The organism is Vibrio sp. Vb0888 (genome assembly GCF_033338835.1).
In the GTDB taxonomy this organism is placed as follows: domain Bacteria; phylum Pseudomonadota; class Gammaproteobacteria; order Enterobacterales; family Vibrionaceae; genus Vibrio; species Vibrio alginolyticus.
Map to the genome: position 1 here is coordinate 93,860 of NZ_JAWOTL010000009.1, position 22,060 is coordinate 115,919.

Here is a 22,060-nt window from a genome sequence, read left to right on the forward strand (position 1 = left end):
GATGCATGAGCGTCAATTCGAGCTTCCTGCCGGCAAAATGGCAGCCCTTGAGATAGGGAACGAGAAAACGGCTGACTTGTCAGTCGTTTTTCTTCATGGGTGGTTAGATAATGCGGGCAGCTTTAAAGCGCTCATGGAGCAGTTGAATCAACTTAATCCTCACTTACACCTCCTCGCCATCGATCATTTTGGTCACGGTTTATCGAGTCATAAATCTCACGATAATTATTACCCCTTTCACGACTATATTGCCGATTTGTATCAGTTTTTGGACGAATTATCACCAAACAGACTGATATTAGTAGGGCATTCACTTGGTGCTTTAATCGCAAGTTGCTATAGTGCAGCGTTTCCAGAGCAGGTCGAAGCTCTTGTGCAAATTGAGGGAGCAGGACCTCTTCATGAGGATCCTACTAACAGTTTGCCTCGTCTTCGCGATGGCGTTTTAAGTCGAATAAGACAGCAAAACAAGCCAGAGCGAGCCATTGCCTCCTTCGATCTGGCGTTAAAATTACGCATGCAAGCCAACCAATTAACCGCTGAGCAACTTCTACCGATAGTCGAGCGTGGAACAGAGCAGCGAGGAGATAAATGGTATTGGCGGCATGACGCCAAGTTAAAATGTGCGTCGCTTTACCGAATGGCGCAAGCGCATGCTAACTCGATTACCAGCCAAATACGTTGTCCTCATTTGATTGTATTAGGCGATCAAGGATTTCAGAATTTACCATCTAACCAAGCTGATTGGGGAGAGAACCCACCGCAAGTGGTTTCTGTCAAGGGTGGTCATCACTGTCATTTAGAGCAAATACTCGAGGTCGCAACGCGAATTCTTGGTGTAGTTAACAAAATTTAAACAAGTGTTTGAGAGTTGCGTGCTCAAGCACGTTCGCTGTGCTGTAATAGCTTTCAAAATAAAAAGGACGCTATTTTTTAGCCAGTTATAAACGAGGAGTAACATCGTGGATAAACCATGGCTTTCACGTTATCCAAGTGACGTACCTGAAACCATTAATCCAGAGCAATATGAGTCTTTGGTAGAAATGTTTGAACAGTCTGTACAAAAATATGCAGACCAACCAGCATTCATGAACATGGGCTCGGTTATGACCTTCCGTAAATTGGAAGAGCGTAGTCGCGCATTCGCAGCGTATCTGCAAAACGAGTTAAAACTGCAAAAGGGTGACCGTGTTGCTCTGATGATGCCAAACCTACTGCAATACCCAGTGGCGTTGTTTGGTATTTTGCGTGCAGGTTGTATCGCCGTAAACGTTAACCCACTTTACACTCCTCGTGAACTTGAACACCAATTGAATGACTCAGGTGCGACGACGATTGTGATTGTGTCTAACTTTGCGAATACGTTAGAACAAATTGTCGATAAAACACCAGTCAAACACGTAGTGTTAACCAGTCTTGGTCAAATGCTGCCACGAGCGAAAGGTACGATTGTCGATTTTGTCGTGAAGTACGTTAAGGGCATGGTGCCTAAGTACGATTTACCTGGTGCAATCTCAATGCGTCAGGCTCTACGTAAAGGTCGTCGTCTACAATACGTTAAACCGTTTATGTCTGGGGATGACATTGCATTCCTGCAATATACGGGGGGGACGACAGGTGTCGCGAAAGGCGCGATTCTGACTCACCGCAACATGATTGCGAACGTTCTACAGGCAAAAGGCGCGTACGGACCGGTTTTATCTCCGGGGCGTGAATTAGTCGTAACAGCATTACCGCTGTATCACGTATTTGCTCTTACCGTAAACTGTCTGCTGTTTGTCGAAATGGGTGGTCGTAACTTACTTATTACCAACCCTAGAGATATTCCAGGGTTCGTGAAAGAGCTACAAAAGCATCCGTTTACTGCGATTACGGGCGTGAATACCTTATTTAATGCATTGGTCAACAATGAAGATTTCCACGAGTTGGATTTCAGTAATCTACGTTTAGCCGTTGGCGGCGGCATGGCAGTGCAGCGCTCAGTGGCAGAAAGATGGCAAAAGACCACGGGTTGCTATTTGCTCGAAGGTTACGGTCTAACAGAGTGTTCTCCGTTGGTGGCGGCATATCCGCATGATCTTGTTGAATACAATGGCTCTATTGGTCTGCCGGTACCATCAACAGAAGTTCGTATCGTGGACGAAGAAGGTAACGCTCTTGCGAATACTGAAACTGGCGAACTTCAAGTTCGTGGTCCTCAGGTTATGCAAGGTTACTGGCAACGACCTGAAGCAACGAAAGATACGATTAACGAAGACGGCTGGCTATCAACCGGCGACATCGTTAAGTTCGATGACGAAGGCTTCCTGCATATCGTTGACCGTAAGAAAGACATGATCTTAGTATCAGGCTTTAATGTTTACCCGAACGAAATCGAAGACGTTGTAGCACTACACGGAAAAGTACTTGAAGTTGCAGCTATTGGTCAGCCGCATGAAGTGTCTGGTGAATTAGTGAAGATTTATGTCGTGAAACGCGATCCGAGCTTGACCAAAGACGAAGTGATCGCGCATTGTCGAGAACACCTAACTGGCTACAAAGTTCCGAAGTTGGTTGAATTCCGCGAAGACTTACCTAAAACCAATGTCGGTAAGATCTTGCGTCGTGTTTTACGCGAAGAGAATGACGCTGAACTTGCGAAGAAAAGCGCATAAGCCGATTTCGTCGAGTCGAGATATTTAAAAAATGATAGAATGCCAGCGTTTTGCTGGCATTTTTTATAGCGAGAAGTATGTGAACTATCAAATTATTACTAAAAACAAAGACCTAGAAGAGGTTTGCACTCATGCCCGAGAGGCAGACGTAGTGATGCTGGATACCGAATTCGTTCGTATTCGCACTTTCTACCCGCAGTTAGGTCTGATTCAGCTTTTCGATGGTAATCGCCTCTCGCTGATTGATCCGACTGAATTAACGGATATGACGCCGTTTGTAGCGCTATTAAAAGATACTTCTGTGCTAAAAGTGCTGCACGCATGTGGTGAAGATTTAGAAGTTTTCCAAAACGCTTTTGGTTGTACACCATTCCCTATGGTGGATACGCAGCTGATGGCCGCTTTTCTCGGTCACGGCCTATCGACAGGCTTCGCTTCGCTGGTGGAAGAATATTTAGGCGTAGAGCTCGACAAAAGTGAATCACGTACCGACTGGATGGCTCGTCCACTGACACAAAAGCAATTAGATTATGCTGCCGCAGATGTTCATTACTTGTTACCGTTATACGAAAAGCTGTTCGATAAGGTGACGCAAGCAGGTTGGTGGGAAGCTGTACAGCAAGAAAGTGATTTACTCGTTTCGAAACGTATTCGCGTAACCAATGAAGAGCATGCCTACCTTGATATTAAGGGCGCTTGGCAATTAAAACCTTCTGAGCTGGCGATTTTAAAGCCATTGGCGACGTGGCGTTATCGTGAAGCAATCAAACGAGATTTAGCGCTGAACTTTATCTTCAAAGAAGGTGATCTATTAACGGTCGCTCGTCTTGGTTTAACGAACTTAAAGAAGATGGAAGCAGAAGATATTGATATCCGAGCGATTAACCGCCATGGCGCGAAGATTGCCGCGATTGTTAAACAAGCGAAGCAAACACCTTCTGAAGAGTATCCTGCGAAAATTGAGCGTTTAATGGACTATCCGGGTTACAAGCAGGTCTTCAAAAATATGAAAGACTTGGTGAAATCGGCTTCGCAGAAGTCAGGTTTAGCCACGGAGTTCCTTGCCTCTAAAAAGCAGATCAATCAGTTGATCAGTTGGGTTTGGAAAAAAGATCGTGACCCAGAAGTATTGCCTGATTTGATGCAAGGGTGGCGTTTGGATTTACTCGGCGACAAGATGAACAAAGCATTAAAGTAATGAAAGATGAAAAAGGTTGGCCTCGATGCCAACCTTTTTCGTTCTAATTAGAGCATTCGTCTGGCGAGAGAAACTGATTACTTTTCTTCGTCTGGTAGCTTCACATTCAGCTCAAGAACTGAGATATCGTCGTCTTTGTGCTCAAATGTTAAGTCAACCATATTTGGATCAATTGCCACGTACTTGCTGATCACCTTCAAGATGTCTTCTTTTAATTGAGGCAAGTAAGACGGCGCAGGATCATTTTGGCTGCGGCGCTCTGCGACAATGATTTGCAAACGCTCTTTAGCTAGATTCGCAGAAGTTTTCTTCTGTGGACGGAAAAATTCTAATAATGACATGTCTAGCCTCCAAAGAGTCGTTTAAAGAGTCCTTTCTTCTCCTCAGTAAGGAAACGAAATTCAACCTGATTGCCTAATAAGCGATCAACGGTGTCAGAATAAGCCATACCCGCATCGGTGTTATCGTCAAAAGTGACTGGCACACCTTTGTTTGACGCGTTAAGCACGGCTTGGCTTTCTGGAATCACGCCCAGTAGTGGAATATGTAAGATCTCCTCTACGTCTTCAACGCTTAGCATTTCGCCTTGAGTGACGCGAGATGGGTTGTAGCGAGTCAGTAGAAGGTGCTGTTTTACTGGCTCTAGCCCTTGTTCTGCACGCAGTGACTTGGAATCTAAAATACCGAGAATGCGGTCAGAGTCACGCACAGAAGAGACTTCTGGGTTCGTTGTGACAATGGCTTCATCGGCATAGTACAAGGCCATTAACGCGCCTTGCTCGATACCTGCTGGTGAATCACAAATAATGAAATCAAAGCCCATTTCATCAAGTTCGCCGAATACGCGCTGAACACCATCTTTTGTCAGTGCGTCTTTATCACGAGTTTGAGAAGCAGGAAGAATAAATAGGTTGTCCGTGCGCTTATCTTTGATCAGCGCTTGGTTTAATGTCGCTTCGCCGTTAATGACGTTCACAAAGTCATACACGACGCGGCGCTCACAGCCCATGATTAGATCGAGGTTACGCAAACCGATGTCAAAATCGATCACCGCGGTCTTTTTTCCCTTAAGAGCTAGACCAGAGGCGATGGCTGCGCTTGAAGTGGTTTTACCAACGCCACCTTTACCAGACGTTACTACAATAATGCGTGCCATTTTTTTTCCTTTTTAGATTAAATCGCGAGAACTTCTAAATGTAATGATTCATCGGCTTTACTGATCATTACTTTCTTTTGCCAGTACTCGCTTTCAATTTGATCGCTTAACCAGTAGTCACCCGCAATGGATACCAGTTCTGCTTGTAAATCGTGGCAAATAATACGCGCTTCCTGCTGACCACTTGCTCCTGCAATCGCACGACCTCGAAGTGTGCCATGGATATGAATAGAGCCGTCAGCAATGACTTCAGCACCAGCACTTACGTGCGCTAGCACCACCAAATCACCATCTTTTGCGTAGATCTGTTGTCCTGAGCGGACAGGCGTACGAACTACTTTCGTTGGTGCCATTTTGGCAGGTGCTTGGCTTGGTGATTTGCTCGCCGACATAATGGCGAAGCCAGCTTCGGAAGCAAGGTTTTGTACACGCTTGTCTTTACAGCCCGTTACACCGACCGGAATAAAACCAGCATCTGAGATGCCTTGTTTAAGCTTAGGGAAATCAATGTCGCCTTGTACTTTTGCTATATTGATTACCAAAGGCGCGGATGCAAAAAAAGAAGGTGCTTGAGAAACTTTTTCTTGCAAAAATTCGACAGTCTTTGCGATCTCATTGTCAGAAAGGTGTAAAACTGACAATGTAAAACTGCTACCTTTAAGGTCTGGTGAATGGGTCATCGTGGACTTCTTGCCTTTATTGAAAGAGCGTTGCCTTAAACTAGGTATGTCATGTTATATTTCATCCTTTGACGCAGCAAGTTCTCTCGTGGGCAAATAGGTGAATTAATCTCAAATTTGCTATTAAGTTTGCGAGAATTTGACGTTTTCAACCTAATCCGCACTCAACGCGGCTAAATCAGCATAAAAGGCGTGTCATGCTTTGTTCTATTTATAAAAGCTCGAAAAAAGAAGGTACTTATCTCTATATTCCGAAAAAGGATGATTTTTCACAGGTTCCTGACACCTTAATGCAGATGTTCGGTAAGCCTATCGCTGTCATGACGATTAAACTTGATGGCCGTAAATTGGCACAAGTTGATATCGAAAAAGTGAAGGCTTCATTACAAAATGATGGCTTCTTTCTTCAGGTTCCACCGCCGCCGGAGAACCTATTAGAAAAGTACAAAGAACAAAAAGCCCAGCAGAAAGGCGAATAACGTCATCGTTTTTCATCTGGGATTTCTGCCTTGCTCAAGGAGGGCAATATGAAAAAGATACTGGCTACCATGCTTAGCGTTGGTATGTGTACCTCGGCTTTTGCAAGTAGCGAGGGTTTTGATGAATACTTGAATAAGCTGCGTGCTGAAGCTCGTGATAAAGGTATCTCAGAGCAGGTCATTAGTGCTGCTTTTGCTAATGTTGAGTACAAGCCGCGAGCAGTAAAAGCGGACCGAAACCAACCAGAAAAGAAACTGACATTGGATGAGTACATTCCTCGCGCGGTGCCTGAATGGAAGGTGAAGCAAGCCAGACAACTCTACAAAGAGCATTACACCGAGCTAAAGCGTATAGGCGATGAGTACGGTGTCCACCCGCGCTTTATTGTGGCGCTTTGGGGAGTTGAAAGTAACTTTGGTAAGTTTACCGGCAACTTTAAAGTGATTGATGCACTATCCACAATGGCATTTGAAGGCCGTCGTGAAGAGTTTTTCCGTAAAGAGACTATGTCGGCACTTCAGATCCTCGATCAAGGCCATATTGAGCTAGAGAACTTTAAAGGCTCATGGGCTGGTGCGATGGGTCAATGCCAGTTTATGCCAAGCTCTTTCCTTCGTTTTGCTGCTGACGGCAACGGTGATGGTAAAAAAGACATATGGCAATCTGAAGCGGACGTGTTTGCATCAACCGCTAACTATTTGAGCAAGTCTGGTTGGGATGATAAATATACTTGGGGTCGCCAAGTTAAGGTTCCTAAAAATATTGATCGCAGCCTAGAAGGGCGCACGGCTGAAAAAGGCAAATACCTTCAAGAGTGGAGCCAATTAGGTATCACAAAATATGATGGTAGCCCGTTGCCAAAACTGGATGAAGACATCAAAGCATGGTTGATCATGCCGGACGACGAGAATGGTCGTACGTATCTGGTTTACAATAACTACAACGTATTGATGAAGTGGAACCGCTCTTACTACTTCGCACTTGCTGTGAGTCACTTGGCTGACCGCATTAAATACTGATCTGCCATCAAACAATTTGGCATTCAGTCTTCAATACAAGGGCTCTTCGGAGCCCTTTGTTTTTTCTATAACCAAATCGAGGTAAAGCGTGTTATCTGAACGTGCCGCACAAATGGTGATTTTCTCCGCTCTTCTTAAACACAAAAGCTTCACAGCTGCTGCAAAGAGCTTAGGCGTGTCGGTGTCTCATGTGAGTAAACAGTTGAGTCAGTTAGAAGCGTCTCTTGGTATCAAGCTTGTTCAACGCACTACGCGAAGCTTTACGCCGACTGAGGCAGGGAAAACCTTTTTTCATCACTGTGAGCAAGTGGTACAAGCGGTGAGCAGCGCCACATTAGAGATGGAAACCCAGCGGGATGAAGTGGCAGGTTTGGTACGTCTTGGGTTGTCGCAATCATTTGGTACCTTACACATTATTCCAGCGATTCAAGAGTTACGCGAACTGTATCCTCAACTTCAAGTGGAAGTACATCTGTTTGACTATAAGGTCGATATGTTAGCCGAAGGGCTCGATTTATGGGTAACCAACAACGAGCATTTGCCTGAAGGTTACATTGCGCAGCGTTTGACGGATTGCCAGTTTGTTGTTGCGGCATCGCCAGATTACTTATTGAAACATGACACGCCAACAGAACCTGATGACCTATCTGCTCACAACTGCCTCATATACAGAAGCTGGGAGCGTGACTATACGGGGTGGGCGTTTACCAAAGATCAGCAAGAATTGAACGTAAAAGTCTCGGGTAACTATTCAGTGGATCTGGCAGAAGCCGTTCGGGATGCGGCTATTGCAGGTTGGGGTATTGCCTACCTTGCCACTTACTTGCTAGGTGATGAGTTCAGAACGGGTAAGTTAATACAGCTGTTACCTGATTGGAAAGCCAGCCAGTCGATGCCGTTTTATGCGGTATACCCAAGCCGCCAGCATATGCCAAAAAAAATATCCGCAGTGATTAACTTTATCAAACAGAAGATCGGCAACCCTTGTCATTGGGACCAACGTTTGGCGCCTTACATCTCTATTCCTAAATAACAGGATCAATGACGTTGTAGAACGACACATAAGGTGATTCACTTCACAAAAATTTTTCCTGAATCAGAAACATATTTTCCATATGGAAACAATTAAAATAAGCAAACGTTTATCTTCAATAAATTCAATTGGTTATTTTGTTGGTCAGTTATTGGTCGCTTAAACTTTTCACACTGTTAACATCCTCAACTTGCAGCATTTTGAGTCCGCTATACAATCCAGTGCCTTCCATATCCCCCTTCTGTCGGATTCATTTTATGAACTCAATTATTGGTATCGTAGCCATACTATTCCTAGCATGGCTACTTTCTACAAATAGAAAAAATATAAAGCTGAGAACGGTGTCGTTTGCGTTTGCTTTGCAGGTACTGTTTGCGTTGTTGGTTTTATATGTACCAGCAGGAAGAGATGCGCTGAATTCAGTGAGCAGTGTTGTGTCGAATTTGATCAACTATGGTCAAGAGGGCATTGCGTTTTTATTCGGTAATTTGGCGACAGGGGGCTTCACCTTTGCGATCAATGTTCTGGGTATCATCGTTTTCTTCTCCTCTCTTATCTCAGGTCTTTATCACATTGGTGTGATGCCAAAAATCATTAACTTTATCGGTGGTGGTATTCAAAAGCTGCTGGGTATCGGTCGTGCTGAGTCTTTGTCTGCTACGGCGAATATCTTTGTTGGTACCATTGAAGCACCATTAATGGTAAAGCCTTACCTAAAACACATGACTGACTCGCAGTTCTTTGCAGTTATGACAGGTGGTTTAGCGTCAGTTGCTGGCGGAACGTTGGTTGGTTACGCATCACTGGGTGTCGACCTCAACTATCTTATTGCTGCTGCATTTATGTCGGCACCTGCCGGCTTGTTGATGGCAAAAATTTTAATGCCAGAAGATACGGATAAAGCAGCAGATATCGACATTAGCCAAGTTGAAATTCCACGTGCAACCAACGTAGTAGAAGCATTAGCCGATGGTGCCATGGCGGGTGTACGCATTGCTGTATCGGTCGGTGGTACGTTACTGGCGTTTATTAGTGTCATTGCAATGCTAAACGGCATGTTAGGCTGGATAGGTGATCTTATCGGGACACCATTAAGTTTTGAGCTCATCCTAGGTTTTGTGTTTGCGCCAGTCGCTTGGTTGTTGGGTATACCATGGCAAGAAGCAACCACAGCAGGCTCGCTGATTGGTAACAAGATTGTGGTGAATGAGTTCGTCGCTTTCATCCAGCTTGCAGAAGTGAAGTCTCAACTTAGTGAACACTCACAAGCAATCGTGACGTTTGCTTTGTGTGGCTTTGCAAACATCTCAAGCATGGCGATGCTGATTGGTGGGTTGGGCTCATTGGTACCAGAAAAGCGTGCATTTGTTTCTAAGCATGGTTTCCGTGCGATTATCGCTGGTGTCATGGCGAACTTAATGAGCGCTTCGATTGCGGGTGTGATTTTAAGTCTGTAATTGAAATAGATATCAACAATTAGCAAAAAGGCTCCTTGCGGAGCCTTTTTCGTATCTGAAGTTTTACGTTATTTGTCTGTGTGGAACTGTTCGCAAGCGAGCATCGTGTTCTCAATTAAACTTGCGACGGTCATTGGGCCAACGCCACCAGGAACAGGAGTAATAAAGCTCGCACTTTCACGTGCTTTGTCGTATTCCACGTCGCCAACTAGTTTGCCTGAATCAAGACGGTTAATACCGACATCGACCACCACTGCGCCTTTTTTAATCCACTCACCAGGGATGAAGTTAGGCTTACCAACCGCAACCACGACAACGTCAGCTTGACGCACATGACTCTCTAGGTCTTTGGTAAAACGGTGACATGTTGTTGTTGTGCAGCCCGCAAGCAGCAGCTCAAGTGTCATTGGACGACCAACAATGTTTGATGCACCAACCACAACCGCATGTTTACCACGTAGCTCAATGTTGTAACGGTCGAGTAGGGTAATGATGCCCTTTGGCGTGCAAGAGCGAAGCTTTGGAATACGCTGCGCAAGACGACCAACGTTGTAAGGATGGAAGCCATCCACGTCCTTCTCTGGGTGAATGCGCTCTAAAACATGTGTTGTGTCTATGCCCGCAGGAAGGGGTAATTGCACTAGAATGCCGTCAATTTCATCATCGTTGTTTAATTCATCAATCAGCGCTAGTAACTCTTCTTCTGAGCTAGACGCAGGAAGGTCAAAAGACTTAGAAACAAACCCAACTTCTTCACATGCGCGGCGTTTGCTACCGACATAAACCTGAGAAGCAGGATCTTCACCAACTAGAACCACTGCTAAACCAGGAGCACGTAGCCCAGCTTCAACACGTGCTTTAACACGTGCAGCCACTTCAGATCGAACAGTTTGGGAAATGAGAGTTCCGTCTATATTTTGAGCAGTCATGACTTTCCTTATAAATTAAGAAGGCAGATTATCTGCGGCGCATTGTCGCAGAATTTCTTATTAACATCCATACGCAAACGTTTGCTTTGTGGTGTTTTTGAACATTAAGCGTTTTAATGGACTTTTTTTAGGCATTCAGATCAGAATGTTATGAAAACCCGTTGATTTACCCGTTTGAACTCGTATAATCCTGTCCCTGTAGCGCGCCCTTAGCTCAGCTGGATAGAGCACGTCCCTTCTAAGGATGTGGTCATTGGTTCGAATCCAATAGGGCGTGCCATATTCTATAAGGCCTGACAGCTTATTAAGTTGTCAGGCCTTTGTCGTTTTGGGCGTTTATAGTCGGCTAAGTAGTCGGTTAAGCTTGTAGCTTAATGTAATCATCTGTAATGAATACATAAGTTCGCTTTCTTCTCGCGGCTACGTATTTGAGACTAAAAATGCAAATCAGCCCCATTGTGAGGCTGATTAATCTATTTAATTAGAGTTTTTCCTATAAAACACAACCATCTCACTGATTGAATTAAATTGGCTACCAACCTCTTTCCAAACACACTCTTCACAAAGAAGCCCTCGTCCATATCTTGCTGTTTTCTCACCACAGCATAGGCAGATAGGATCATTGGTCTTTATACTGTTTTCTGCAACCTCTGTATCTTCACATGGTTGTTCTATGGTTGACTGAGGCCAACGAAGCATTTCGACAAGTTCTTCCCAGTGCTTTAAAAGGTAGCTAAAAACACCTTCAGAGTTAAGAAGCCTGATAGGACTTTTAGTTGGGTAAAGATCGTTAGCTAACTTATGCGTATTTACTCTCAGGATAATGTCGATATCGTGAGGTACTGCTTCTGGTAATAAATGGGGACTGCTCTCGAAAGGGATATCCATTACTACCGATATGTTAGAGGTTAAGTCTTTAGTGAATGCATCAACTTGAACTCCAAATTTGGTACATTCAACCTCCCATTGCACATCATTAAAATCCCACTCATCTAAATCAAAGTTAACTAGAGTTGGGAGCTGTTGCCTTATAATCAGAGCCAATGCAGTAACGGGGGAGAATTCACACTCAGAACTTGTTGTATTTTTATCGGTACGGTGTGCAAAGTGCCATTGGTTGATATTTCCCAACCTCGCAGTAACTGGGGTTCCACATGATAAACAATGACAGTTGCAATCATCGCCACGCTCCACTTGCTCAATCCCCACTATTCGGTTTGAACTGTTACTGCGAGCGAAAGGCATAAGAACTTGAAATGAAGACATATAAAGACCTCTTATACGGCTTGCTCTAAGTCATCATTAAACTCGGTCAGTCTAATAGATGGCTCTGCGTGGGGTAAGTTAGTAATTGATACCCCCCATGGGTAAGGGATTTTGTTATCTTTTTCGTATTGGTAAATCGTAATGTGAGGAAGGTTCCGTCTGTCGTACGCTTGACCAAATTTGAATGCTACGCTGTTTTGAGAAGCTAATACGAGATGTATATCGTTATAGCCTTCTTCCATGAGATTTTTAACTTCTTCGATCAAATCATAAGCTAAACGACTTTGCTTTTTACTTGACCAGTGATTATCAAAACGCTTTTCCCTCAGTTTCAGATGTATCTGTGGCATCTTTGGAAAGCAGAGGTCAATAGCTTTCTCATCAACAGGGTAAGAGAAAGATACAGCAAGAACGATAGATTCTTTGCTATCAGCATGCTTTATTGTCTTTTCAAACTTCTCATTGTCGTCACTAATAGGATCGAGTTCTTTCCAGCTTGATAGTTGTCGATCCCAGTCGAGCACTTCAATATGAGACTCATCGTCCAACAAATATCCTGATAGGAAAGCAAAAGGAACAGGAACTAAACCACCATAAACAATGTGAAAATCTTCAGCAGCAACACTATTTCTTCGCTCTTCTATAGAGTGTTCTAGATTGAGGAATTTCTTAAGAGCTAATTTGGGTTGGCTTACTGTGCCGTTAGCAAGACTGTCTCGGATATCTATTACTGTATTGGAAATATTTCGGCCTTTGTATTTTTGCTGAACGTGCTCTGATAGTGGGGAGTCAGATGTGTTTACGAGTCCTCTTTGCTCAATAGCGAGTACAGTTTGTTTAGCTAATTGTCGGTGTTCTATAACTGAGCGGACTATCTCCCAAGCTAGCCCAGTTGCCATTAGGAGTATACTGAAATAAAAACCGATAGAAACGAGTAGAGCAGGGACATCAGAACCAGCAACGTCAAGGCTAATGAGTTGGCTAGCTGTTGCGTATTGAACATTGAATGCTACGCCTCCCATCAATGTTATCGGGAAGAAATAGGCTCCTGTCCTGAAAATTAACAAGGCAGGAGAGCGTTTTCTGAATAGCCAGTTGATGGTCTGAACAACGATATAAGTCAAAAGGTTCATTACTTTCCTTTGTTTGCTGGTTGATGGTGAGAGTTGTTGATTTGATCCATATATTGCTCAATAGTTAGTTCACCAGGGTGAACACCACCACCACGCCATTCTCCATCTGATAACCAAAGCTCCCAGTACCACAGCCATTCTTGCGTCCATGGGATGATTGATTCACCGATTAACATACTAGGCACCCAGTCTTTGGAGCTACCGTTGTTAAACATTAGGCAGGGTTTAGTATTCCCTTTGGAGAAGAACTCATGAGGTGAGCGCTTCCCTCCTGCTAGATCTCTTAGATTCGGGGACAACACCTCGACCTCAGGAATACAACCTAACCCAGCCCATTTAACAAGAATTAGGTATTCTCGGCTAAGTCGAGAAGGTTGTAGTACTTGTCTCCATTCCAGTTTTAGACCTGTTTTACCTTTGAGTATTCTACCTTTGCCACCATGGTAACGTTTTTGTAGCGAGTTAAGCTGCCTTTGAAGGTGATGGCACATCTATACATCACCGTAGAAGTTGTGTTTAGGAACGGGGGTGGCTGTGGCTGCATTGGATACTCCTAAGCCAATAGAAGAAACTACCGCACGATTTTTCGCTCGTCGTTCAGTCAGAGTGTCCGCAAGTTTGGCTTGGATGCCTCTTGCTGCTTGAGAACCAAACATTTCTCTTGAGCGCTCAATGGTTTTATCAAGCCCTTGATCTAATTCAAGTAGTTTTGCTAGGTCTTCAGTAACCTGCGTATACCACGCTTTAAATGCTTGGGGTAACATCGGTTTCTCATGCCATTTATCTGCAAAATTCTCCGTAGGAAGTGCTGGGTTGCGAATAGTGTACTTTAAAGTACCGTCAGACTGATATTGATGGGAAATGAAGTTTGGCATTTCTTCAAGTACATCTAACATCAGATCAAATGGGTTGTGGTACTCCTTGTTAGAGTTTGAGCACTTTTCATAAGCTAGACCTGCTAGAGTCGTAATAATTATGCTTATTGGAGCGCAATCGCCATAAATGTTCTGCTTATTTTGTTTCCACATGTCTCTATGTCGCTTGAGAAGCTGAACTACAATCTGAAGTACAGTCTTTCGACCCTGACCAGGTATCGGTTCTACTGTCCCCGCATATATATCACTATTAGATCTGTAGTTGCTTTCTCTATTCCAGCGAATCTCTTTACTACACGCGCTTCGGAACCACTTCCTATATCCGTATGGATGAGAAGGACTATTGGCATCCTTGATGTCTGCAACTCTTACTTTGCTCTTATGGTTTGGCGAGTCCATATCTTCAGGCATGCTAGGGGTTATGTCCATGTGGAACCCCTGGCCTTCGATACCTCCATATTGCAGAGTGACACATCTGCGTTTCGGCATATTCTCTATTTTGTCACCGTATCGTTGAGAGTCTTTCAGCACTCGTATCAAATTGAAGAGTAGCTCGTTGGCTTCATCAGTAGTTGTTGGATAGTGCTGACTTGGTAAGTGCAGCACGAGATCTATATCCATGTCTGAGTCTTCATCAATCGGTTTTACGGATGTGCCAATACCAACACTACCTTGAGCATAAATGTGGCATTCCGCTAGTTCGCCCCCTTGGTTTGCCAAGTAGGATCCGATTGCTCGGTAAGCCGTCTTCAATTGAGACAACTGTGTTTCGGTCAAGTCTAGGTTCGATGTGATATGAGAGATCATCTCGAAACAAAATTCTTTGTCGCTTGCACTTAGTTGTCTTAGTGATTTGAAACCTTGATCTTGCACAGCTATCTCCTGGTGGTTTTGGTTGGTTAATAACCGATTATACCGATTGAGATTATTATGATAGATCGAAATGATACGTGTCAATGATCTTTTTGTGTATTTGTTGTGTATTGTAATTACACGTAATAATTTTTTTGCTACGATTTGGCTAGATTGAACAATGGATAGGCATCATGGAAAACAGTTCTCAAGCAGATATCACATCAGAGACAACCTCTATTAACGCTCGTTTAGCTTATATTGACTTTAAGTTGTTTTTTACAGGGCGTGTTAGTCGGGCTGATCTTAAAGATGCGTTTGGAATTGCAGAAGCAGCCGCTTCCCGAGTTCTTACTGAATATTCCAAACGTAGGCCAAACAACAAAACTCAAAAAACGAATACGATTATCAGGAAATCTTTCGAGCCATTGACAGATATAGATGGTGAATTGGCGCTTGGCATGCTTGCCAATGGATTTAATAGCAACAAGATCTTCGGTGTTACTGAGCTTGCCTATGAAAAGATTGGCAAGTTTCCAAACCAAATGAATACCAATGAAGTCGCTATGATTACTAGGGCTATATCGGGTAAGTATGCGATTTCCTGCAACTATCTTTCTGAAAACAGCTCTAATCATCAAACTAGAACCTTGGTTCCGTTGGCAATTATGTATGATGGAACCAGTTGGATGTTCAGAGCATTTGATCGTTCAGAAGTCAAAAAGAATAAATTTAAAAACTTCCATTTTGCTCGTGTTAGGAATGTGGTTGAAGAGCATGATTCTAAGGAGTCTAGGCAGCATGATCATGAGGCTTTAGCTCAAGATAAGCTGTGGAACTTAAGGTTGCCTTTGATCTTAAAACTCCACCCCTCGTTGTCAGAGATGGATAAGCAAAAAGTAAGAACTGACTTTGGTATACCTGAAGATAAAGATGAGGTTTATGTTACAGAGAGAGCTGCATTTAGATGGATTGTTGAGAAAAAGTGGTATATCGATGCTCGGTCAAATGAAGAAAAGCGAGAGGATAAGCAAAGTCGTTTTTATAAGTTCGAGCTAAGCAATTTGGAAATGATAAAACAAATGGAACAGGCCTAACCCACAACAATAAATTTGAATCCGATAGCTTGAGATTGTTCGGTTAAAAACAACTTTTCGACCTGTTGATTGAATTTCTTTTTACTTCAATAGCTTTGGACTGGTTTGAATCCGTAAAGTCGTGATGCTGACTACTTTGTATCGGCAAATAGAGGCGGTGGTATCGTTGCTAGATAGAAGTCTCTTGCAGCCGAGGGCTGCAAGAGTTGTCGATGTTAGCGTGAGAGGTTTTTATTGGCGATATTGTAAAGACTCATAGTTATACTACTTGTTCAATAATTGCATCGGTGAGATGCAATTGGTTGGTTTGTGAATCTCTAATACTCACTTTTAACTGTTCGCATACACCAATTAGTGCGGCAATCATTTGGAGTATTTCTGATCGTTCTTTTAAAGGCGGTAATGGAATCGGCATTTTGCGTAGGCCTGTAAGGGGAACCGTCTTTTGTGCAATACCAGTAGCTACAGAGGTTGCAAAATCAAAAGAGTATTTTGAGCGTAGTACATACTGTATGTATTCAACAGGTGTATCCGCTGTTGAGTTAAGAATAGCTACGTGTCGTTGAACGCAGAAAGGTACATCCTCGGTGACTAATATTGGGATACCGTAAGATCCTGTTACCGTATACAAAAGATCTCCTTTTGAAGGCTGCCTAGTCCAATCTAGCTTGTCGAAGTATTGAGCAGGGACGTAATTACAACCCTCAAACTGTATGTGTCCTGTATTTAAGTTTCCAATTACCAAGAAAGGGATGCCGTCATCGGACTTGGGTGGAGCTTGATGATCGCCATCTGTTACTACTGAAAACAGATCTTGGAGATAGCACCACTCCCACCCACTCGGCAGTTCAAACGGCTTTTCATCTTCAGCAATCGGCGGTAGTGCTTTTTGCTTTTTGATTTTCTTATCTTTGACTAACTGTGCTTTTTCTTCCGCAATTCTTTTGAGTAACTCAGCAGCAGGTTCATCACTTGGATCTTGTGGAACCAACTTACCCATCACCGCCAGTTGTAGAATGGTTTGTTTAAGCTGGTCGATACTCTCTTCAGTGGTAAATAAGGTATCGAAATGCTCACTGATTCGCGCCCAGTTTTGCATTAACTCGTCAGCATCGGCAGAGTTGGTGAGTGTGTCCAACAGAGTTGTTACCAGCACTTGATGCGCTTCAATACTGTCTTCGGTTTGCTGCTCAAGCTGGTCGCAAAGCGCCATTAGCTCATCGACTTTATCGACGATACGGTGTTGTTCAGCCTCTGGCGGTAAAGGGATAGTTAATAAAGATAGTGATTCAGCGTTAAGCGTAAAGCCCATAATCGCATTCTTTTTATTTCCCGAGTTTGCTCGGCTTGGTAACACCTTAAACAAGTAACTTTGCAAAACTCCTGTGTACGGAAATACAGAAATGATCGCTTCATTGTGGAAAGCGTCAACATTGAGAATAGAGGCTTTTCCAACGGTTAGCTTGAAACTCATCAGCATAGTTCCAGCAGGAATCGGTGTTCGCTTAAAAACTTGTTCTACCGCTATATCACTAACTTTTTTAGTGGATACACTAACCGTAGATTTGTCGTTTAGATCTGCAATACTCACCCAAGGTATTCCACTTCCAGTTTCATCCCAATACAGTGAGTTCTTGGTAGCTGGTGTTTTTCCTGGCCCATAATGAGCAACATCTGGGAAACGTACCCACTTCCATCCATTTGGCAAGTCAAAAGGCTTTTCTTCATCGCTTATATTAGGAAGTTTCTTTGGCTTTTTAATCTTCTTTTCTTTAACTAATTGCGCTTTTTCTTGCGCGATACGCTCAAGTAACACAGAAGCTGGTTCATCATTAGGGTCTTGAGGCACAAGCTTTCCTCGCACCGCTAACTCTAAGATCAACTCACGCAGCTTTTTAACACCGTAAAGCTCTAGTTTCTTGCTGCTACCGCGACCAGAGGTCGATTTGGTCTGAACTGCTGAAGTCCAAACATCAATATGCTCGGTGATTAGGTTTTCGACTGCCATTATTGCTCTCCACCTTGCTTTTTACCTTGAATGGCAGAGCTAAGTGCATCACCGAGAATACCTTTCAGTTGGTCACGCAGTGCTTTAATGTCTTGTTGTTGCTGCTGATAGTTCGCCAGTAACTCTTCAGGATCATGGCTGATTACTTCGTCCTGATACGGGTTTTTAATATCAAGGTTAAAGTTGCGCTCGATAATATCTTCAATCGACACTTTCCAAGCTTGCTTGGTCTCGATGCGGCTAGAGAATCCATCGGCCTCGTTACCCCACCAATCGATCTCTTGTTGGAACTCCTCAAACTTCATCGGTTTGGTTTTGCTGTAGTTCTTCACGCCTTCTGGGTAAGGGTGTTCGTAGAACCACACTTCTTTGGTCGGTTGGCCTTTGGTAAAGAACAGAATGTTGGTCTTAATACCTGTGTATGGGTTGAACACGCCATTAGGTAAGCGAACAATCGTGTGCAGGTTACATTCTTCCGTCAGCATCTTTTTGATTTTGGTTTTTACACCTTCACCAAACAAGGTGCCATCAGGTAATACCACACCAGCGCGACCATCTTTATCCAATACTTCGACAATAAGTTGCAAGAACAGATCGGCGGTTTCACGAGTTTGCATTTCGGCTGGGAAGTTCTTTTCAATCCCGTCTTCTTCGGTGCCGCCAAACGGTGGGTTAGTCGCAATCACGTTGATATTGCTATCCCAACTTGAAAGCGGCTTGTTAAGCGTGTTGCCGTGCTTGATCTGCACAGGGACTTCGATGCCATGGAGCATCATGTTGGTGATGCACAGCAAATGTGGCAGTTGTTTCTTCTCTACACCATGGATTTGCTTTTGCAGCGTTTGGTGGTCGGCTGCGCTTGTCACGTAGTTCTCTTTGACGTGATCGAACGCGCAAGCCAAGAATCCGCCCGTGCCGCAGGCGGGATCCATAATCTGCTCACCCAGTTTAGGGTCAAGACGATTGACGATAAAGCGAGTCACCGCGCGAGGGGTATAGAACTCACCTGCATTCCCCGCGCTTTGAAGGTCGCGTAGGATTTGCTCGTAGATGTCACCAAACAAGTGACGTTCTTTAGAGTCAGTAAAGTCGATTTCGTTGAGCTTGTTAATCACCTGACGCAGCAGTGTGCCATTTTTCATGTAGTTGAAGGCGTCACTAAAGGCTTCTTTCACCACAAAACCACGCGGGTTGGTGTCTTTCGGTGCAGTAAGGTTTTTTAACGTCGGGAATAGGTCATCATTGATGAATTCCAGCAGCTCATCACCTGTAATGCCTTGGTTATCTGCCGCCCAGTTACGCCATAAGTATTTCGCTGGGATGGGTTCACGGTAATCATCTAACTCGAACTCTAGCTCTTCCTCTTGAGCATCAAACACTTTAAGGAATAAAAGCCACGACATTTGGCCTAGACGCTGCGCGTCACCATCAACACCCGCGTCTTTACGCATGATGTCTTGAATAGACTTGATAACTGAACTGATTGACATGGAGTTCCACTACTAACTGACTGAAAAATTGGGGCTGATTATAGCAGAAATGGATCGAAGAAAATGAACTTATCGCTATGAAACTATGTTTGTAATTGTGGTTTAATAATGAATCAGTGATATAAATGAAACAATAAAAAATACAACCAGGTTGTCTAGAAAATGAAGGTTGAGTGTCCCCATTGTCACACTGACAATGTTATTGAATATGCAGAGCATATCTCGTGTGAGAAGTGTGAAAAAAGCTTCAAAGGCTTTAAATTTAGTAAACGGAAACTGGTGTCTGCCAGTACGGCATTGGTCGTGGGCGTGGTTGGTGGTTATAAGGTGAATGGTGCTTTTGATGAAGAGCGTTACCCATTAGAAGTAGAGTATGCCATCGTTGATACCTGCATAAACTCGTCAAAAAACATGGTGTCGGTGAGTTGGTATGAGAGTAAGCGAGAAACGTGTTTATGCGCTCTTTCACAAACGGAAAAGTCTGTGCCGTATTCCGATTACAAATCTGATCAAAACTTGTTTTTGAGTAACTTCAAGCTGAATGCGAGAAGTTGTTCATAATAGAAAAATGAGGCAGCTAGACTGCCTCATTTATATCTAATGTGCTTAGCGTTTAGGTGTGTTGCCTCGACCTTTGCCTGAAGGCTTGCCAGTTGTGCTTGGGTAGTTTGGATTACCTTTCGGCGCAGTCTTTGGTGCAGAACTTGGTTTTGCCATGATGGTTACTCCTATTTACCTTGTTTTTGGTTGTTGGCAGCAGCGCGTTGAGCGCGAGCCGCGAATGAATCTTTAGAGACTTGTCCGCCATTTTGTTTTGCTTGATTCGCTTGAATACGAGCAGCGGCTTCAGGAGTCATTGGTGCTTTGTTTTTAGACATAGTATTTTCCTTTTCATTAATTGAATGCTTGTCTCCGCTGAGACCATTGCATAGTAACTAGTAGGGTAGGGACAAATGGGGACAACCCAAAAACAAAAGCAAATTCGAACTATGTTGGATGCGTTAGGCTGGAGCCATAAGCAACTGGCCGATGTTCTTTACGAAGAACTTCAGTGTTCTGAATATGAAGACATAGAAGATGCTTCCCCTCAGGAAATTCGGAAGTTTAGAGAGGTTCTCAAGAAGCAGTTACAAAGGGAATCTACCCCAGAAAGTCGGCTTGAACAGTACGTGAAAATCATTTCGGAACATCCAGATTTTGTTGCATTGGGGTTGGATGTCGTGGTTCCAAAATACGTTAACCATAGATGCTTGAATGAGGATTCGCTTGCAGGGTTAGCAGAGATATCCAGTTGGCTGGATGATAGGGAGCAGGTAGGTTAAAAACGGCTAAATAGCCGTTTTGTTCTAATTTCTTGAGTTTGTTGGTTGGCCCAGGGAAGTCGAAAGTTAGACAAACTGTTGTCACGATTGGATTTCAGCAGCTTGTATATCATCCGCTTTGCTACGTAGAGCTAGGTACAACACCCAAGTGATTAGCGCATCAGCAGTAATGCCCAAGCCGAACATTATGGCGATTCGTTCAAGCGTGGGTACAAAGATACCGATTTGATAAAGCACAAAAGCACAACCGTAAAACAAGGTGTTGACGATAAGTGATTGATACAGCATTAAATCCGTGCGTCCAATACCATAAAAGTAACTGTCTATGACATTGTTTAAACTGAAAATGACATAGAACCCAACCATCAGCCAAACTAGACTGGTGATTGATTCTGGGTTCTCTATTCCCATGACATTGGCTATAAAGCTGTTCCAAAGCGGTGCGGTGAGTATCCAAACAGCAATGATTCCTAACGTTATCCAAAGGTAGCCATTGACTCGCTCAGATGTTAACCCATTGTTTGTCGCAGCATCTTGCTTAACCAGTTGTCCTAATGTCAAAACGGGAAGTAGTAGCCAGCCCCAAATAAATTGATTAGCAACCCAGAACGTTCCCGCTTGTTGTACTTGGTTAATAAGTTGAAGAATCATGACAATAAAGGCAGTATTTCGCACGAGTGACTCAAGCCCTGACTTCCATCCAATTTTTGCCCATTCTTTGAGCCATTGCGATTGATCTCCTTTAGAAAACTTGAAGCTCAGAGTGATCCCTGATTTCGATAAATAAATGAGGGCAAACAGCGCGAGAAGACTATTGACTACGATATTACTCAGAGCAATACCATTCACTCCTAACTGAAGGGAGTAAGGTAGTTGACTGACGAAGACGCTGTCACAAAGGACAGTCATGAGCATTTGTACTATTAGGAGACCATACAGCGCCTTTCGTTCATTTCTTAGGACTAGAACCAAAGACAAAAAAGCATAGAAGCTGGAAAGCAGAATAGCGGCAGATTCCAATCGAATGTATTGGATCGTTTGGGTCAATAATTCAGCCTGTTGCTGCATAGCATCTACAAAGTTCGGGGCTAGCCACAATACCATTAAGGTCACCACAAAGTAGCAAATTAAGGTAACCAAAAGAGATAAACTGGCTCGTTCGCGAAAAGCTTCATTACTATGAATAACTCTGCCTAGAATAAATGCTAGAGGGATAAGTAATGCTTCGCTGAGGACTTCATATCCTACATTTAGCCATGCAACTTGTGCTGCAATGCTAAAAGTCCATGGGCTAGGGATGCTGCCCAAGAAATGGATTCGTGTAGTTGAGTAGATTAATGGTATTAAGCTTGTCAGAATCAGCACCAGCCACAGTTGGTAGTTGATTGTTTTTATTTGATGATTTTTCAAT

The 22,060-nt window shown here is 43.6% G+C and carries 22 protein-coding genes and 1 tRNA gene; 11 read left to right on the forward strand and 12 right to left on the reverse strand.

Translation table 11 applies throughout. The features are described 5' to 3' along the window. Window position 1 precedes the first annotated feature (1 nt). From R7P72_RS14275 to rnd, 3 genes are all read left to right on the forward strand, one after another. A complete protein-coding gene (locus tag R7P72_RS14275; protein ID WP_005382215.1) occupies window positions 2-856 on the forward strand; it encodes an alpha/beta fold hydrolase in 855 nt (284 codons plus the stop codon). A gap of 106 nt (window positions 857-962) precedes the next feature. Continuing rightward, window positions 963-2,654, forward strand: a complete 1,692-nt coding sequence (gene fadD / locus R7P72_RS14280) for a long-chain-fatty-acid--CoA ligase FadD (protein ID WP_005382216.1) — start codon at window positions 963-965, stop codon at window positions 2,652-2,654. Window positions 2,655-2,733: 79 nt separating this feature from the next. Then, window positions 2,734-3,852 (forward strand): ribonuclease D, encoded by a 1,119-nt coding sequence (gene rnd / locus R7P72_RS14285; protein ID WP_215810595.1) that lies wholly within the window; start codon window positions 2,734-2,736, stop codon window positions 3,850-3,852. A gap of 77 nt (window positions 3,853-3,929) precedes the next feature. Here rnd and minE read toward each other — a convergent pair whose 3' ends face one another. The 3 genes from minE to minC are packed head-to-tail and all read right to left on the reverse strand — an operon-like array spanning window position 3,930 to window position 5,688. Next, window positions 3,930-4,193, reverse strand: coding sequence for a cell division topological specificity factor MinE (gene minE, locus R7P72_RS14290; protein ID WP_005388332.1), 264 nt, complete (start codon window positions 4,191-4,193; stop codon window positions 3,930-3,932). 2 nt (window positions 4,194-4,195) lie between these two features. Further along, window positions 4,196-5,008 carry a septum site-determining protein MinD gene (gene minD / locus R7P72_RS14295; protein WP_005388331.1) on the reverse strand — a complete coding sequence of 271 codons (813 nt, stop codon included), beginning with the start codon at window positions 5,006-5,008 and terminating at the stop codon, window positions 4,196-4,198. Window positions 5,009-5,025: 17 nt separating this feature from the next. Beyond that, complete coding sequence (gene minC, locus R7P72_RS14300) at window positions 5,026-5,688, reverse strand: septum site-determining protein MinC (RefSeq protein ID WP_005382304.1); 663 nt, start codon at window positions 5,686-5,688, stop codon at window positions 5,026-5,028. A gap of 197 nt (window positions 5,689-5,885) precedes the next feature. Between minC and R7P72_RS14305 the strand changes: the two genes are divergently transcribed. The 4 genes from R7P72_RS14305 (at window position 5,886) to R7P72_RS14320 (ending at window position 9,677) form a co-directional block, all read left to right on the forward strand. Beyond that, on the forward strand, window positions 5,886-6,167 hold the full coding sequence (locus tag R7P72_RS14305) for a YcgL domain-containing protein (RefSeq protein ID WP_005382303.1): 282 nt from the start codon (window positions 5,886-5,888) through the stop codon (window positions 6,165-6,167). A 48-nt stretch (window positions 6,168-6,215) separates the two neighbouring features. Beyond that, window positions 6,216-7,187, forward strand: a complete 972-nt coding sequence (locus R7P72_RS14310) for a lytic transglycosylase domain-containing protein (RefSeq protein ID WP_005388330.1) — start codon at window positions 6,216-6,218, stop codon at window positions 7,185-7,187. A gap of 88 nt (window positions 7,188-7,275) precedes the next feature. Next, on the forward strand, window positions 7,276-8,220 hold the full coding sequence (locus R7P72_RS14315; RefSeq protein ID WP_017634801.1) for a LysR family transcriptional regulator: 945 nt from the start codon (window positions 7,276-7,278) through the stop codon (window positions 8,218-8,220). A 257-nt stretch (window positions 8,221-8,477) separates the two neighbouring features. Then, a complete protein-coding gene (locus R7P72_RS14320; RefSeq protein ID WP_005382298.1) occupies window positions 8,478-9,677 on the forward strand; it encodes a NupC/NupG family nucleoside CNT transporter in 1,200 nt (399 codons plus the stop codon). A 68-nt stretch (window positions 9,678-9,745) separates the two neighbouring features. Here R7P72_RS14320 and folD read toward each other — a convergent pair whose 3' ends face one another. Further along, complete coding sequence (folD, locus tag R7P72_RS14325; protein WP_005382297.1) at window positions 9,746-10,606, reverse strand: bifunctional methylenetetrahydrofolate dehydrogenase/methenyltetrahydrofolate cyclohydrolase FolD; 861 nt, start codon at window positions 10,604-10,606, stop codon at window positions 9,746-9,748. Window positions 10,607-10,809: 203 nt separating this feature from the next. Between folD and R7P72_RS14330 the strand changes: the two genes are divergently transcribed. Beyond that, window positions 10,810-10,886 (forward strand) — tRNA-Arg (locus R7P72_RS14330). A gap of 197 nt (window positions 10,887-11,083) precedes the next feature. Here R7P72_RS14330 and R7P72_RS14335 read toward each other — a convergent pair. Genes R7P72_RS14335 through R7P72_RS14350 form a run of 4 tightly spaced genes read right to left on the reverse strand, consistent with a single transcriptional unit; the run spans window position 11,084 to window position 14,753 of the window. Beyond that, window positions 11,084-11,872: a competence protein CoiA family protein gene (locus R7P72_RS14335; RefSeq protein ID WP_017420542.1), complete on the reverse strand. Its 789-nt coding sequence runs from the start codon at window positions 11,870-11,872 to the stop codon at window positions 11,084-11,086. Between the two features lie 11 nt (window positions 11,873-11,883). Further along, the gene (locus R7P72_RS14340) at window positions 11,884-13,005 is read right to left on the reverse strand and encodes an SAVED domain-containing protein (RefSeq protein ID WP_206953977.1); all 1,122 of its coding nucleotides are present in this window, start codon (window positions 13,003-13,005) and stop codon (window positions 11,884-11,886) included. Beyond that, window positions 13,005-13,496 (reverse strand): hypothetical protein, encoded by a 492-nt coding sequence (locus R7P72_RS14345; protein ID WP_206953978.1) that lies wholly within the window; start codon window positions 13,494-13,496, stop codon window positions 13,005-13,007. Before R7P72_RS14345 ends, R7P72_RS14340 begins: the two co-directional genes overlap by 1 nt. Continuing rightward, window positions 13,497-14,753, reverse strand: a complete 1,257-nt coding sequence (locus R7P72_RS14350; protein ID WP_206953979.1) for a nucleotidyltransferase — start codon at window positions 14,751-14,753, stop codon at window positions 13,497-13,499. Window positions 14,754-14,926: 173 nt separating this feature from the next. Between R7P72_RS14350 and R7P72_RS14355 the strand changes: the two genes are divergently transcribed. Then, on the forward strand, window positions 14,927-15,829 hold the full coding sequence (locus R7P72_RS14355; protein WP_182032668.1) for a WYL domain-containing protein: 903 nt from the start codon (window positions 14,927-14,929) through the stop codon (window positions 15,827-15,829). 259 nt (window positions 15,830-16,088) lie between these two features. Here the strand turns inward: R7P72_RS14355 and R7P72_RS14360 are convergent, their stop codons facing one another. Together R7P72_RS14360 and R7P72_RS14365 are read right to left on the reverse strand one after the other, a co-directional pair. Next, entirely contained in the window at window positions 16,089-17,837 is a 1,749-nt protein-coding gene (locus tag R7P72_RS14360; RefSeq protein ID WP_318110647.1) for a restriction endonuclease subunit S, read from the reverse strand. Beyond that, a complete protein-coding gene (locus R7P72_RS14365; protein ID WP_206953983.1) occupies window positions 17,837-19,327 on the reverse strand; it encodes an N-6 DNA methylase in 1,491 nt (496 codons plus the stop codon). Before R7P72_RS14365 ends, R7P72_RS14360 begins: the two co-directional genes overlap by 1 nt. A 162-nt stretch (window positions 19,328-19,489) precedes the next feature. On the opposite strand from R7P72_RS14365, the gene R7P72_RS14370 reads away from it, so the two are divergent. Next, complete coding sequence (locus R7P72_RS14370) at window positions 19,490-19,888, forward strand: hypothetical protein (protein WP_025506819.1); 399 nt, start codon at window positions 19,490-19,492, stop codon at window positions 19,886-19,888. A 167-nt stretch (window positions 19,889-20,055) separates the two neighbouring features. On the opposite strand, the gene R7P72_RS14375 is transcribed toward R7P72_RS14370, so the two are convergent. Next, on the reverse strand, window positions 20,056-20,205 hold the full coding sequence (locus tag R7P72_RS14375; protein ID WP_017790133.1) for a hypothetical protein: 150 nt from the start codon (window positions 20,203-20,205) through the stop codon (window positions 20,056-20,058). A 75-nt stretch (window positions 20,206-20,280) separates the two neighbouring features. Here R7P72_RS14375 and R7P72_RS14380 point away from each other — a divergent pair, with 75 nt between their 5' ends. After that, window positions 20,281-20,649 (forward strand): translation elongation factor Ts, encoded by a 369-nt coding sequence (locus tag R7P72_RS14380; RefSeq protein WP_025612556.1) that lies wholly within the window; start codon window positions 20,281-20,283, stop codon window positions 20,647-20,649. Window positions 20,650-20,730: 81 nt separating this feature from the next. Here the strand turns inward: R7P72_RS14380 and R7P72_RS14385 are convergent, their stop codons facing one another. Beyond that, complete coding sequence (locus tag R7P72_RS14385) at window positions 20,731-22,059, reverse strand: MATE family Na+-driven efflux transporter (RefSeq protein WP_206953985.1); 1,329 nt, start codon at window positions 22,057-22,059, stop codon at window positions 20,731-20,733. Window position 22,060: the final 1 nt, after the last annotated feature.